At 37.0% G+C, this 13,272-nt stretch carries 15 protein-coding genes; 1 reads left to right on the top strand and 14 read right to left on the bottom strand.

All coding sequences use genetic code 11. From position 1 onward, the window contains the following. Positions 1–79: 79 nt before the first annotated feature. The 4 genes from J2S17_RS18795 to rsgA form a co-directional block, all read right to left on the bottom strand. Positions 80–991 carry an IclR family transcriptional regulator gene (locus J2S17_RS18795; protein WP_307477311.1) on the bottom strand — a complete coding sequence of 304 codons (912 nt, stop codon included), beginning with the start codon at positions 989–991 and terminating at the stop codon, positions 80–82. A gap of 131 nt (positions 992–1,122) precedes the next feature. After that, a complete protein-coding gene (gene msrB / locus J2S17_RS18800) occupies positions 1,123–1,566 on the bottom strand; it encodes a peptide-methionine (R)-S-oxide reductase MsrB (protein ID WP_307477312.1) in 444 nt (147 codons plus the stop codon). Continuing rightward, positions 1,563–2,102 carry a peptide-methionine (S)-S-oxide reductase MsrA gene (msrA, locus tag J2S17_RS18805; protein ID WP_307477313.1) on the bottom strand — a complete coding sequence of 180 codons (540 nt, stop codon included), beginning with the start codon at positions 2,100–2,102 and terminating at the stop codon, positions 1,563–1,565. The genes msrB and msrA overlap by 4 nt, the downstream gene beginning before the upstream one ends. A gap of 252 nt (positions 2,103–2,354) precedes the next feature. Continuing rightward, on the bottom strand, positions 2,355–3,413 hold the full coding sequence (gene rsgA / locus J2S17_RS18810) for a ribosome small subunit-dependent GTPase A (protein WP_370875070.1): 1,059 nt from the start codon (positions 3,411–3,413) through the stop codon (positions 2,355–2,357). Positions 3,414–3,784: 371 nt separating this feature from the next. Between rsgA and J2S17_RS18815 the strand changes: the two genes are divergently transcribed. Next, positions 3,785–4,552, top strand: a complete 768-nt coding sequence (locus tag J2S17_RS18815) for a DUF4397 domain-containing protein (protein WP_307477314.1) — start codon at positions 3,785–3,787, stop codon at positions 4,550–4,552. A gap of 77 nt (positions 4,553–4,629) precedes the next feature. Here the strand turns inward: J2S17_RS18815 and J2S17_RS18820 are convergent, their stop codons facing one another. The 10 genes from J2S17_RS18820 to J2S17_RS18865 form a co-directional block, all read right to left on the bottom strand. After that, positions 4,630–5,205, bottom strand: coding sequence for a YpmS family protein (locus J2S17_RS18820; RefSeq protein ID WP_307477391.1), 576 nt, complete (start codon positions 5,203–5,205; stop codon positions 4,630–4,632). 28 nt (positions 5,206–5,233) lie between these two features. Beyond that, on the bottom strand, positions 5,234–6,043 hold the full coding sequence (locus J2S17_RS18825; protein ID WP_307477315.1) for an SGNH/GDSL hydrolase family protein: 810 nt from the start codon (positions 6,041–6,043) through the stop codon (positions 5,234–5,236). 309 nt (positions 6,044–6,352) lie between these two features. Next, positions 6,353–6,934 (bottom strand): SCO family protein, encoded by a 582-nt coding sequence (locus J2S17_RS18830; RefSeq protein ID WP_307477316.1) that lies wholly within the window; start codon positions 6,932–6,934, stop codon positions 6,353–6,355. 215 nt (positions 6,935–7,149) lie between these two features. After that, on the bottom strand, positions 7,150–7,992 hold the full coding sequence (locus tag J2S17_RS18835; RefSeq protein ID WP_307477317.1) for a DegV family protein: 843 nt from the start codon (positions 7,990–7,992) through the stop codon (positions 7,150–7,152). A gap of 199 nt (positions 7,993–8,191) precedes the next feature. Next, entirely contained in the window at positions 8,192–8,443 is a 252-nt protein-coding gene (locus tag J2S17_RS18840; RefSeq protein WP_307477392.1) for a DUF2535 family protein, read from the bottom strand. A gap of 96 nt (positions 8,444–8,539) precedes the next feature. Continuing rightward, positions 8,540–9,283, bottom strand: a complete 744-nt coding sequence (tatC, locus tag J2S17_RS18845) for a twin-arginine translocase subunit TatC (protein ID WP_307477318.1) — start codon at positions 9,281–9,283, stop codon at positions 8,540–8,542. A gap of 110 nt (positions 9,284–9,393) precedes the next feature. After that, a complete protein-coding gene (gene tatA / locus J2S17_RS18850; protein WP_307477319.1) occupies positions 9,394–9,591 on the bottom strand; it encodes a twin-arginine translocase TatA/TatE family subunit in 198 nt (65 codons plus the stop codon). Positions 9,592–9,686: 95 nt separating this feature from the next. Beyond that, positions 9,687–10,955, bottom strand: a complete 1,269-nt coding sequence (gene ilvA, locus J2S17_RS18855) for a threonine ammonia-lyase IlvA (RefSeq protein WP_307477320.1) — start codon at positions 10,953–10,955, stop codon at positions 9,687–9,689. 540 nt (positions 10,956–11,495) lie between these two features. Continuing rightward, on the bottom strand, positions 11,496–12,770 hold the full coding sequence (locus J2S17_RS18860) for a TRAP transporter large permease (protein ID WP_307477321.1): 1,275 nt from the start codon (positions 12,768–12,770) through the stop codon (positions 11,496–11,498). Further along, positions 12,767–13,264, bottom strand: a complete 498-nt coding sequence (locus J2S17_RS18865; protein WP_307477322.1) for a TRAP transporter small permease — start codon at positions 13,262–13,264, stop codon at positions 12,767–12,769. The genes J2S17_RS18860 and J2S17_RS18865 overlap by 4 nt, the downstream gene beginning before the upstream one ends. Positions 13,265–13,272 lie beyond the last annotated feature (8 nt).

Here is a 13,272-nt window from a genome sequence, read left to right on the forward strand (position 1 = left end):
AAAACACTTTTAGAAAAGAGCCTTATAAAAAAAGAATGAGCCCTCATTAAAGAATACTTTTTCTGTTTCTTCCTACATATTAGAACTCCTGATTAAAATTCCTTAACTTATTTGTAATAGCTTTCGCACCTTCTTTTAGTAGATTGATCAGTTCTATTTCATCATATTCATCAAATCGAGGGGAAGGCACGATGAGTGAAACACCAGCTATTATTTCTTCAAATGGATTAAAAATTGGTGCACTAATTGACACAGCCCCTTTGACTCTTTCCCCATTGCTAAAGGCGTAGCCCTTTTCTTTTATCCGCTCTAGCTCATCTAACAAATCTACCTGTTCAACTATTGTATTCTCAGCCAATTTTTCTAACTTGATGCTTTTAATATAATCTCTTTGCATCTGTTTAGGATAATAAGCGAGAAGTACTTTAGCAGATGCCCCAGCATATAATGGTGATTCCTGTCCTACAAATGTCATTGTTTGCAGCTCGTAGTTACTTGTAAGATTTTCGATGCATTTCCGTTTATGATTTTCGATGACATTAAGACTGATGCTTTCACCCGTCTGTAATCTAAGGTCTTTCATAATTGGCTGTGCAATCGATAATAGGCTTGTATTTTTCTCCACTAAGTTACCTAAGAATAATAACTCTAAGCCTAATTGATATCTCTTTGTTTCCGTATTTTTCTGCAGTAATCCTTCAAACACCATAGTAGAAAGTAAGCGTTGCAAACTTGACTTCGATAGGCCAGTTGTTTTATGTAATTCTGTTAAAGATAAGGTTTTGTTTTCTATAGAGAAAGACCTTAATATTTGCATTGCTCTATGCAAAGTTTGCATAGAATAATTTTTCTTGAATTTATCATCATCCATGTATTTTACCCCTTTTGAAAGTCCTATCTCATCTATTTCAGAGCATAATCCTCTCTGCTTATTTAACAGTTTTAATATTAAGACTATTATCAATTTATCATTATCATAATAAATAAACAAGGTAGGCTTCTCCGCATGATGTTTATGTCAAAATGAACAGTTGCTAATAAAGAGCAATGAAATGATAAAAACAATAGGAATTCACGAGAAAAAAGCGTTGGTTACCCAACGCCCTTTTCCGACATTTCATTTCAATCCAAAGCTTTATCAAATAGCTTCAAATACACCTCATAGCCTTCTTCTTCCAGCTTTTCAACAGGAATAAACTTTAGGGCTGCCGAATTGATACAATATCTTAAGCCTGAAGGACCAGGTCCGTCATCGAATAGATGGCCTAGATGAGAATCAGCTGTTTTACTTCTTACTTCCGTCCGAACCATGAAGTGGCTTCGATCCTCTTTTTCCAATACTTCTTTGTCTTCAATTGCCTTTGTGAAGCTAGGCCAGCCGCAGCCAGCATCATATTTATCTGTCGAGCTGAATAATGGTTTTCCAGATACGATATCCACATAGATACCGTCTTTGAATTCATCCCAATATTCGTTTCGGAATGGTGGTTCTGTTCCATTATTCTGTGTTACTTCATATTGCATCGGGTTCAGTTTTTGTTTTACATCCTCTTTATTTTGACTCATTTTACATCTCTCCAATGATTGTTGATAAATCCTGCCCGCCCTGAGCCTTTATGGTACGCATTATAGCGAAGCGGATTTTTCTTATAATAATCTTGATGGTACTCTTCAGCAGGATAAAACGTTTCTGCCGGTAAAATCTTTGTCATGATTGGTTTATTAAATGGGCCGTTTTCAGCTAGCTCTTGCTTCGACTGTTCGGCTAGTTGCTTCTGTTCTTTTTTATAATAAAATATCGCGGTTTGATAAGATTGTCCTCGATCATAAAACTGTCCACCTTCATCGGTCGGATCAATTTGCTGCCAATACAGTTGCAGCAGCTTTTCATATGGAAAGACTTCAGGGTCAAATTTAATTTGTACCGCTTCATAGTGGCCAGTTGTTTCTGAACATACTTCTTCATAAGTAGGGTTTTCCTTTGTACCTCCTGTATACCCAGACACGACCTCAATAATTCCTGGCTGCTCATCAAATGGTTTGACCATACACCAGAAGCATCCTCCTGCAAATGCAGCTTTCTCATATTGTTGATTTTCCATTCCATTCACCTCACCTTTTTATCACTTAACTAGCATCTCCAAATGAAGAAACAATTAAGCTTCTTCACTAAAGATTGAAAACTCGCTTCCTTGAAGACGCAAAGACAGGGGCACAATTGTATCATTCATCATTTCTAAATTGACTACTCATTCGATGTGCTTCCTTGATGCCAATTCATACTTAAAGTGTAAAGAAAAAACGAGCGAGATGCAAAAGAAACCTCCCAGACCACACAGAGGTTTCTTTTCGAGTTATTTTTGCTGTTGCTTCATAGACTTACTGATGTTTTTCCATTGTTTTTTCTCAGCAGCTTGTGCGCGGGAATCTTGTTTTCTTTCTAAATAGGCAAGTTCTCTTAATAGTTTTTTATAACTGGTTAATCTCGATTCTTCCAAAAGACCTTCTCTTATTTTTTCTTTTACCGCACAGCCTGGTTCTTTATGGTGGGTACAATCACGAAATTTGCAGTCCTCTGCATACCCTTCGATATCAGCAAAGCTTCCTGCGATGCCATTTTCAGATTCCCAAAGCTGCAACTCCCGCATGCCCGGGGTATCTATAAGGACTGTTTCATTAGGAAGGAGCACAAGTTCACGATGTGTTGTGGTATGACGGCCTCTCGCATCATCTGAGCGTATGTCTTGAACCTTTTGCTTTTCATGTCCTAATAAATAATTTGTTAATGTTGATTTACCTACACCTGAGGAACCTAAGAGTGCAATCGTATGACCAGGTAATAAGTAAGGATAGATTGCGTCCATTCCGCCTTCATTCAACACACTTATTGGCACAATAGGAACCCCCATTGCCACTGTTTCGACTGCAGCCAATTTAACTTCCATATCATCACATAAGTCGGCTTTTGTCAGTACAATCACTGGGTTTGCTCCGCTTTCCCACGAAAGAAGAAGGTAACGCTCTATCCTGCGTAGATTCAAGTCTTCATTCAGTGAATTAACAAGAAAAATGGTATCAACATTCGCTGCTACAATTTGCTCTTCTGTACTTAAACCAGCCATTTTTCTGGAGAATTTACTTTTTCGATTGAGAACTGCATGGATGATTCCTTTTTGTTCACCCGGCATGCGCTTCAAGACAACCCAATCTCCTACAGCCGGATAATCCTCCCTGCCTTGTGCTGTATATCCAAGCTTGCCACTAACTTCACAGAGCAGTTCTTCATTCTCAGTCCATACCCGATAAGACCTTTTATGCTCAAGTGCTACTCTGCCTACTTCTAAACCTTCCATATCAAAAGATTGTAATTGTGATTGAAAAAACTCAATAAATCCAAATTTTTCTTTATTCAACTAATCCATCCTCCATGTTTAATGCGTATCGCATTAGTCCATTTTTTAAAATTCAAAAAAGCCACAGGCACACAGCCCATGACTTAAAATGGATAAGCACAAAAAAGACGGAAAGATAATTACCAGGCCGATTCCTTGTGGGCTGTGTGAATATATACAATTAACGATGTTTTCATTATTGACATACCCATAACACATCACCCACCTTCTCATTAGTTAATCTTATTATATTTAATGTTTACAGAAAAGTAAATCATTTTCTACAAAAACTTTTCATGATAGCCAAACACAGTAAAAAAATATTAGGCATATATTGATACCATCATGGAAATGCCCATTATTTGAATGGGATTGAGACAGGAGCGGAGCACATGTCGGAAGATGGAACACAACGGATGTATCTCGATCGGGCAAGTGAATATGATTTGCTCTCACAGTATTTTAAATACACAGACCCCGTGAAGTATTTTCACTATTATCAAAAGCATTTAAAATATGTCAACGCTGCGATTCACCATATGACAATGAGGACTTCAACCGTAAGAAAATTACCAGCTATAGGAAATGGGAAGCTGCGTTTTCTTCATGCATCCCCGAGCGCCAATACGGTTGACATTTATTTAAATGGACTGCGAATATTTAAGGAGCTCCCTTACAAGGAAGTGAGTAATTATTTAACGCTTCCTGATGGTAAGTATCAAGTGGATATTTATCCTTCAAATACAATGGTTTCCTCCATCTTAAGTCAAAAAGTCACTGTTGAATCAGCCTCATTTCATACTGTGACTTTTTCAGGTGAGGCGAATGATTGCAAATTTGTTTTTATTAAAGATGATATGCAAACACAGTATGGAGAATCAAAGATAAGATTTATTCACCTTGCAGCTGATGGACCCGCATTCGATTTAGCAGTCCAACAAGAAGAAGCCTTTATCCCCAACACCTCCTATCGTACTGCAAGTAACTATATTTCTATTTCACCCATGATATTAAATCTAGAAATAAGAGGGACGAAAAATGGCGAACCCCAATTGCCTTTACATTCATTTGCAATCAAGCCACATAAGGTTTTCTCAATTATTCTCATTGGCTCAATCACTGGTGAGCCTCCGCTTGAAGCTATCATCATAGAGAATTAATTTAGCTTTAGCCGGTTAATCTGAATTTCCTACTACCTAACAAAAAAGAATGATCAATTAGATCATTCTTTTTCCGCCTACTTCACAGGAACCAGTAACGTAAATTGTATTTCATCATTTTTTAAATCGAATTGATCGACTTTAACCTTAACATCACTCTTTAATTCCATCTCAGTTAATGCCACATAAATTCTTTCTTCATTTGGCTGGATGACAACCCAATCCGGGATATTATAATTATCCTTAATTAACTTCATGACGAACGATATTGGCAAGTCCATTTGCCCGACTGATATTCCTTTTTGCTGAAGGACAATATCGCCATTCTCCATGGCCATCGATTCGAAAGAAAGCTTCAATTGAAGGTTTTGGCTAAATATTGGTAATGTTCCATATAAATCCACCTCTTCATCTAGCAGCACCTTATAATCCATCGCTCCTTCTAAAATTTCTTCCTCTAAATAATGATTAATCAACAGATTTAAATCATGCTTATTAGTTGATATATTAAACGGAGCGTAATCTGACTCATCCAACGAGGTTCCCCTGTATTGATCATCTTTAGGAGGAATGCTCATCATAATAATCAATATGAGAACAACAGAAACAACCGCTCCCAATAAAATGAAAAAAAGATGTTTCCATTTAACCATTTTCAAATGTCTTTCCCCCTCTTTCTCACTACTTTCTCTCTAGTATCTCATTTAGCCCTTCTTCTTGTAATCGTTCATAAATCCTACCCGCAATGAGTTCATATCCACGGTTATTCGGATGGAAATAATCCGTATACAATAAATCTTCTTCACTTTTTTCAAAGATGTCATCAATATCTACAAAGTAAGTACCTTCATAGTCAGATAAGATGCTTTTGCTCGCTTGATTCCAATCATCCATAATCATGCTCATCTCTTTAATATGTGAAAACCATTCAAGAAAAGGATTATATAATCCAACCAATAAAACCGTACTATTTGAATTTCCCTCTCGGATCGAATTTAAAACATCACGCAGATTTTCCTCAAACACTCTCTTTTCTATATCAAAATCATCGAGATTCAACCGTGTGAAGTTCTCACGGATAACCTTCATAATATCATTGCCGCCTATAGTAATAATCACTAAGTCAGCTTCACCTAGCGCTTGCTTCACTTCATCCGTTTCTAGTTTATTTAATAATTGATTTGAACGATTCCCTCTGACCCCATAGTTATGGATCTCTGTCTGCTCGATCCCCTTATCATTATTCAGCAACCGCTCAAGGTATGGTACATATCCCCCTTTTTCAGTAGTGTCTCCCACTCCTTGAGTCAAAGAGTCCCCCACAGAGACCACATTCAAATCTACTGGAAAAAAACCGGCAGGTATCTCTTGCTTTGTGGAAATCTCACTTTTTTTTAAGGAATTTGGCTCATTGTTATTTGAAGTAGAATTTACACTGCATGCTGTTAATAATAATGAAGTAATGAGTAATAAGGTGAATGTTTTATTCATCTAATCACCTGCTTTTTTAAAAGATAAAAAGGATATTTTTTTAATTAGAATAATGTCTAGCTCCAGCGCCTATCAAACTTCAGGTCTCCTCACCAAGATAAGTTAACATCTGTTCGCTTACGCCCACCGTGTTTCCTTTATCGAAAGAACAACGCCTTCCAGTTTGTACGGCGATGAGCAAGGCACCCAGCGCTTTTCTTATTGTATACATATTATATCATGATGACCATTTATACTAAAAAGATAGGATGTTTTTTTAAAAAAATAGGGATTACCATAAGAATAAATAAAATAGACCTTATCAAAGGTCTATTGTAGTTTCTTCATATCTTCTATGATTTGCTCAAACGGTACTTCTGATACGCCATCATAATCTTTCATGACAGTTCCTTCCTTATCAACTAAGTAGTACTTAGTTCCGTGAATCACTTGATCACCAGATTGAGGTTTCTTCACAAGCGCTTTAAAGGAATCTGCGGCAAACTTTTCAATTTCAGCTTGATCATAACCCGTGAGGAAATGCCAGTTGCTGAAGTCAGCATTATATTGTTCACCATACTCTAACAATACTTCAGGTGTATCAACGGTTGGATCTACACTAAAGGAGACAAACTCAATATTTTCAATACCCTCTTCCTTCGCCATTGCCTGAAGTCTATTCATATTAGCTGTCATCGGCATACAGACATCTTCACAGCTTGTAAAAATAAAATCTGCTAACCAAACCTTTCCTTCTAAATCCTTTAAACTAAGAGGCTCATTATTTTGATCTGTAAAAGTAAAATCGCCTATATCATAATTAAGAGGATTTTCTATTGCCTCTTCCTGGCCACAAGCTGATAGCACGAGCAAGGTAAAGCCAATCATTATCATCCAAATGGTTCTCTTCAATCTATTCACCCGCTTCTTTAATATACGAATATCATTGTATCAAACGTTGTTGATGGAAGAAAGAAAAGATTTTGACAAAGATGTGAACGAATCATCATTCACTCTTGTTCTTTCATTCAATCACAATTTAAGTATATAACAATAATGAACCTCCTCCTGCCAATTGAAAAAGGAAGGAGGAGGAACAAAGGTACATATATATGATTTAGATATACTTACTCGATGTGGTAACAAAAACCAATTGCACCTGGGCCGGTGTGTGTACTGATGATTGGTGTGGTATCTTCAATTGTTACATGTAAAAAGCCTGTTAGATCTTCAACTGAATGCTTTAATTTATTTGCGAGTTCTAAACCATTTGCATGGCTGATACCAACACTTTTTATCGTCTTCCCTTTGGCATCTTCGACAAATTGCTTTACCAAATATTTGACAACTTGCGTATGACTTCTAACCTTTGATACCGGTGTATACACGCCATCATCAAGGGAAGCGATCGGTTTAATATTGAGCAAGGAACCAATAAATGCTTTTCCTTTGCCAATTCTTCCACCTTTAATTAAATTCTCCAAAGTATCAACCACTACATATAAACGTGTGTTTTGGCGAATTTCACTGATTCTTGCTAAAATTTCATCCATGGATTTATGTTCTTGGGCCATTTTTGCCGCTTCAATTACTTGAAATGACAAAGCTTTGGAAATATATCTGGAATCTACAACAGTCACATTTGCCTTTGACATGCCTGCAGCGCTCTCTGCAGATTGAACGGTTCCACTCATACCACCGGTCATATGAAGGGAAAGGATTTCATATCCTTCCTCATGCAATCGATCATATAGTTCTAAAAAGACACCAGTCGGCGGCTGCGAGCTTTTAGGCAATTCATCAGACTCTTTCATAAGTTCTATAAATTCAGAAGGTGTAATATCTACACGATCCTGATACGTTTGCCCATTAATATGAATCAATAATGGTACAACCGTAATATTGTATTTTTCGATTATTTCATTTGAAAGGTCTGCAGTTGAATCCGTAATAATTTTAATTTTACTCATGCATTCACGTCCCTATTATAACAATTCATCCTTATTATACATGGTTCTTGTCCCGAATAAAAGAATTTACAGGTATGCGATGTATAAATATAAAAATTCCATATCTAAATATTAATGTTTCCTTAAAGTTAGAGGAAAACACTTACATGTTGTTATATAAGAACACAAAAAAAGGTCCGGAATAACCGGTACCCTGAATTTAAGCATTACTCTTTAATTTTGGTGTTTGGAAAATTCGGTCATAGTCTGGCCATCTCATCACTCGTTTTAAATACTCTTTAAATGAATAAGTATGAATCTTATCACAAGTATGAAACACGAATGTCATATACGCCTGTAAACGGACTTGAACTAAGAAAAAATAAGGACTATCTTTTTCTAACACTGGTATATCAATGATCTTAACCTTCTGTCCAACCGCATTTTTGAACTCTAGGCTTTTGAATAGCAAAATATCAATCCTCTTTTTCACCCGTTTAACTACATTATAACTCATAAAACTAGCAAAATGTGTCTAAATTTGTAACCTTCACAAATATTTATCTTGTTATAGGCCCGTTTCCTCAACCTGCATTTCCTTTTCCTTTCTAAGCTTTCTTCTATAGACAATCTTAGAAAGATTAATACTTATTTCATATAAAATTAAAAGCGGTATGCTCACAATAATATCAGACATTAAATCTGGCGGTGAAATCAATACTGATATAACAATTAGCACAAAATAAGCATACTTCCTTATTTTCGTCAGCACATACGGATTGATGATACCCATAGATGTGAGAAACATTGCTACAACAGGAAGCTCAAATAGAATACCAAATGGTAACGTCATATGAAAAATAAATTTAAAATATTTATCGACAGTAAAGCTGGTTTCCATCATACCTGCACTTAAGTTTGTTAAAAAGTTAAACATAGTTGGAAGTATGACGAAATATCCAAAACAAAGACCTACAATAAATAATACGAATAGGGCTGGAATATATGAAAGAGTAATCTTTCTCTCCTTTGGCACCAATCCCGGTTTTACAAATTGCCATATTTGTAAAGCAATGACGGGAATTGTCCCTGCAAATGCAATCACTGTAGCAATCGTAAAGTAAACCCAAATAATATCGCTTGGCCCTAAAACTATCAGCTTTTGTTCCAGATCACGAACAAACCACCTATAAATATCATCTACGAAGACAAATCCGACGATAAAAAATGCGATGAAAGCTACAACAATAATGATGAGTCTCTTTCGTAATTCCTCTAAATGATCAATATAATTTAATTCTTTTTCGTTCATAGTCGTCCCCTGCCAGTTTCAATATCGAGAGCCCGCAGGCATTCTTGATAGTCATATAATCTACCCTTCATTCATCAAAAGAAAAAGTGCAAGACTTATCATCTTACACCTTATTTAAGTGCATTCTTTTTCTTTTCATCATCGAATTCTTCCATTACATCGTCTGTAAGCTCTCGAGTCGACTTTTTGAATTCTTTTAGTGTTTGTCCAGCAGCACGACCAATTTCAGGTAATTTCTTAGGACCGAAAACAATTAATGCTAATACGAGAATAATAATCAGTCCTGGAATCCCGATGTTTGATAGCATGAAAAACATCCCCTTTAAATAACTTTAAACCAATTTCATTATAGGCTTAAAGGAAATGTATAGTCAAATCAAAATTGGATAAAGAACTCCTTCTATTAAACAAGTAAATGAAAAAGGTTTTCATCATTATTAATGGCCTGATAGGAGAATCCCTTCCTGTCCATTCTTTCAATCAGCCCGCTATAATGTTCCTTATGTTTCAGTTCAATTCCTACTAATGCTGGTCCGCTGCCCTTATTATTTTTCTTCGTATATTCAAATCTGACAATATCATCCGTCGCTCCCAGTACTTCATCCAGAAATTCTCTAAGTGCACCTGCACGCTGAGGAAAATTGACAATGAAATAATATAGAAGACCTTCATATAATAAAGAGCGCTCTTTAATTTCCTGCATACGTTCGATATCATTATTGCCGCCGCTAATTACACAAACGATATTCTTTCCTTTGATTTCTTCTTTATATAAATCCAATGCTGCAATGGATAACGCCCCAGCTGGCTCAGCCACGATCGCATGTTCATTATACAGCTCGAGGATTGTCGTACAAACCTTTCCTTCAGGAACACTGAGGATATCCTCGATATGACGTTTACAAATATCAAAGGTCATTTCACCGACACGCTTCACTGCTGCTCCATCAATAAATTTATCGATTTCTTCGAGTGAAACCACTTTATTCATTCGAATAGATTCCTTCATTGAAGATGCGCCCTCCGGTTCTACTCCAATCATCTTCGTTAATGAGGAAACACTTTTTATGTATGTAGATAAGCCAGCCATCAATCCGCCACCGCCGATGCTCGCAAAAACAAAATCAAGCGGCTCATCGCAATCATTCAATATTTCTACCGCAACCGTTCCTTGTCCTGCAATGACATGCTCATCCTCAAAAGGATGAATGAATGCCCGATTTTCTGCATCACAACATTTCTCTGCTTCCAGAAATGAATCATCAAATGTATCTCCTACTAAAATGATTTCAATTGCATCTTTCCCAAACAGCTCTACTTGGCTGACCTTTTGCCTCGGTGTCGTAGCGGGCATGAATATTTTCCCATGAACACCTAATTTACCGCAGGCATATGCCACACCCTGTGCATGATTCCCCGCACTCGCACATACAACACCGTTCTTTAGCTGATCCTTATTCAAGGAAATCATAGAATAATAAGCCCCTCTAAGCTTAAAGGAGCGAACATGTTGAAGGTCTTCTCTCTTCAAGTAAACATTGCAGCCGTATTTCTCTGATAAACGATTGTTTTTTTGCAGCGGCGTATGGGCAACAATATCTTTTAGATGCTGATAAGCAATCAATATATCCTCCAATTGCACCATTCTATCTTTCACTGCCTTCTGTTCCATCTGTGTCATCCTCTTTTCTTTGCCTGTTTAATTTGTACATTATAACATGATAATCAACTTTATCAATTATATTTTTGTAAAATTTTAATTTTTTAAAACAATCCGTTTAATGCCGTTTCCTATTATACTATTGATGGTTTAATTCCACTTTTCTCCATAATAAGAATAGCGCAAGCTCCTTGCTCATCGCCGAACAAGCGCAGAATGACTTGTGCTTGGCGCTGGACATTTTTCTAATTGAAAAATTTATACATTTTATCTTTAAATAAAAATCGTTGCTCTATAATAGAGCAACGATTGAGATTGTAGACAAACTCATATCAATTTATGAAAAAGAGTGGCATGGGATTTTCCGAAGCTTACCGCTCGCTTTTCACGGGCTGTTTCCTCGCTACGCTTCTGCAAAGTCCCGCCTGTCTCGCCTCTCCCCCAGGTGTCGAACGGTCGCTTCTCCAAATCCAAGAAAGTTGGCTTACTTTAACTTTTGTCGACTTGCTGATAAGTTGCTCTATGATCTGAACAACGATCTTTCAAATCATATTAAGTAATATCTTTTACCAAGAAGGTCGCAATCTCTGGAAAGAATGATAACAGTACAATAAACAGAATCATAATAATAGCATACGGGACAACGCCTTTTACAATTTCACTAATCGTATTGTTTCGATCCAGTCCCTTCAAGACAAATAAGTTCAATCCTACCGGAGGTGTAATCAATGCTAACTCCATATTGACAACCATAATGATGGCAAACCAGATGGGGTCAAATCCTAGAGCCATAATAATAGGATAAAGGATTGGCAAAGTGATAACTAATATCGATATCGTCTCTAAAAACATTCCAAGTAGCAATAACGCAATGTTAATTAAGATGAAAATAATCCAAGGTGAAATATTTTGTTCAGTTGCAAATGCTGTAATTGTTTGCGGGATTTGCAAAACCGTCATGATATAGCCTAAGAGCATCGCCCCGACGATGATGAGTAATATCATGGCATTCGTTTTCACCGTCGAGATGATAATGTTTTTAAAATTTGCCATGGTTAAATTACGATAAATAAACGCGGCGATAGCAAAGCTGGCTACAACACCAACTGCAGCCGCCTCTGTAGGAGTGAATAATCCAGTATATATTCCACCTATTACAATCGCTGGCAAAAGCAGTCCCCATATTGCTTTTCTAGAAGCATCTAAACGCTCAGGCCATGTGGCAGCTGCTTCTCTTATATTTCTAGATTGATAGGCTGAAAAAATCATAAAAAACAAGGTTAAGAGTAAACCAGGGATAATCCCAGCTATAAATAATTTACCTATCGATTCCCCTGTTACTGAGCCGTAAATAATCATTGGTACACTAGGAGGAATGAGTATACCTAATGTGCCGCCGGCTGCTAAAAGTCCTAACACCCTTCGCTTATTATAACCACGCTTGACCATTTCAGGTAAAGCCACAGCGCCGACTGTAACTGCAGTCGCTACACTTGAACCAGATATCGCCGAGAAGATTGCACAGCAAAATAACGTAGCAATTGCTAGACCTCCAGGGAAATGCCTAAACCATTTGCTCGCCATCTCATAGAGGTCTTTACCTACCCCGCTAACCACGAGAACTTGGCTCATTAAAACATACATTGGCAAGGCTGTTAAAGAAAAATCATCAAGCGCTTTATACGATATGATTGGAATTTGCATGAATGCAAAGGTTCCGCCATTGAAAAAGTACATACCTGCAACAGCAATTAATGCGAGTGAAAATGCGACAGGCAACCCGATTAATAATAATACGCTTAGCCCACCTGCAAAAAAAAGATTCAAATGTGTTCCCCTCCTTTGTGAATCCCCCCATCAATGATTTGCATAATAAATGCTAAACATAATAATATGCCGCCAAGCGGAAGCAATAATTCCGGCAAATACATGGGAATTCGGAGTAAAGAAGCAGAAGTAACGCCTAATTCAAACGTTTTCATTACATGATGAAATCCATAAAAGGTGAAAATTAGACTAAAAACAAGACCTAATGCGTTTGATAAATAGGCTAAAATCGTTTTGAATTGATCGTTAACATTGTTCACTATAAGATCAACAGTAATATGCGAGTAGGTTCTAACTGCGTAGGCGCTCCCGAAAAAACAGCTTCCAATAATAGCATAAATCGATAGCTCCGTTGCCCATATTGTTGGTTGCCCTAAAACCGTTCTGGATATGATTTCAAAGAAGATCATAAATGTAGCGACTATAATGAAGAGCCCTGATATGTATGCTCCCATTGTTATTAGATGATCGGTCAATTTATATAGCTTTTTCAACGCAGTTT

The sequence above is a fragment of the Cytobacillus purgationiresistens genome, from assembly GCF_030813235.1.
GTDB lineage: Bacteria > Bacillota > Bacilli > Bacillales > Cytobacillaceae > Cytobacillus > Cytobacillus purgationiresistens.

What these genes read in the sequence shown, in the direction of transcription:
- J2S17_RS18835 (WP_307477317.1), bottom strand. Translation starts at nt 7,992, where the DNA reads ATGAGTAAAATTAAAATTATTACGGATTCAACTGCAGACCTTTCAAAT.
- J2S17_RS18815 (WP_307477314.1), top strand. Translation starts at nt 3,785, where the DNA reads ATGTCGGAAGATGGAACACAACGGATGTATCTCGATCGGGCAAGTGAA.
- J2S17_RS18825 (WP_307477315.1), bottom strand. Translation starts at nt 6,043, where the DNA reads ATGAATAAAACATTCACCTTATTACTCATTACTTCATTATTATTAACA.
- msrA (WP_307477313.1), bottom strand. Translation starts at nt 2,102, where the DNA reads ATGGAAAATCAACAATATGAGAAAGCTGCATTTGCAGGAGGATGCTTC.
- ilvA (WP_307477320.1), bottom strand. Translation starts at nt 10,955, where the DNA reads ATGGAACAGAAGGCAGTGAAAGATAGAATGGTGCAATTGGAGGATATA.
- tatA (WP_307477319.1), bottom strand. Translation starts at nt 9,591, where the DNA reads ATGCTATCAAACATCGGGATTCCAGGACTGATTATTATTCTCGTATTA.
- J2S17_RS18820 (WP_307477391.1), bottom strand. Translation starts at nt 5,205, where the DNA reads ATGGTTAAATGGAAACATCTTTTTTTCATTTTATTGGGAGCGGTTGTT.
- msrB (WP_307477312.1), bottom strand. Translation starts at nt 1,566, where the DNA reads ATGAGTCAAAATAAAGAGGATGTAAAACAAAAACTGAACCCGATGCAA.
- tatC (WP_307477318.1), bottom strand. Translation starts at nt 9,283, where the DNA reads ATGAACGAAAAAGAATTAAATTATATTGATCATTTAGAGGAATTACGA.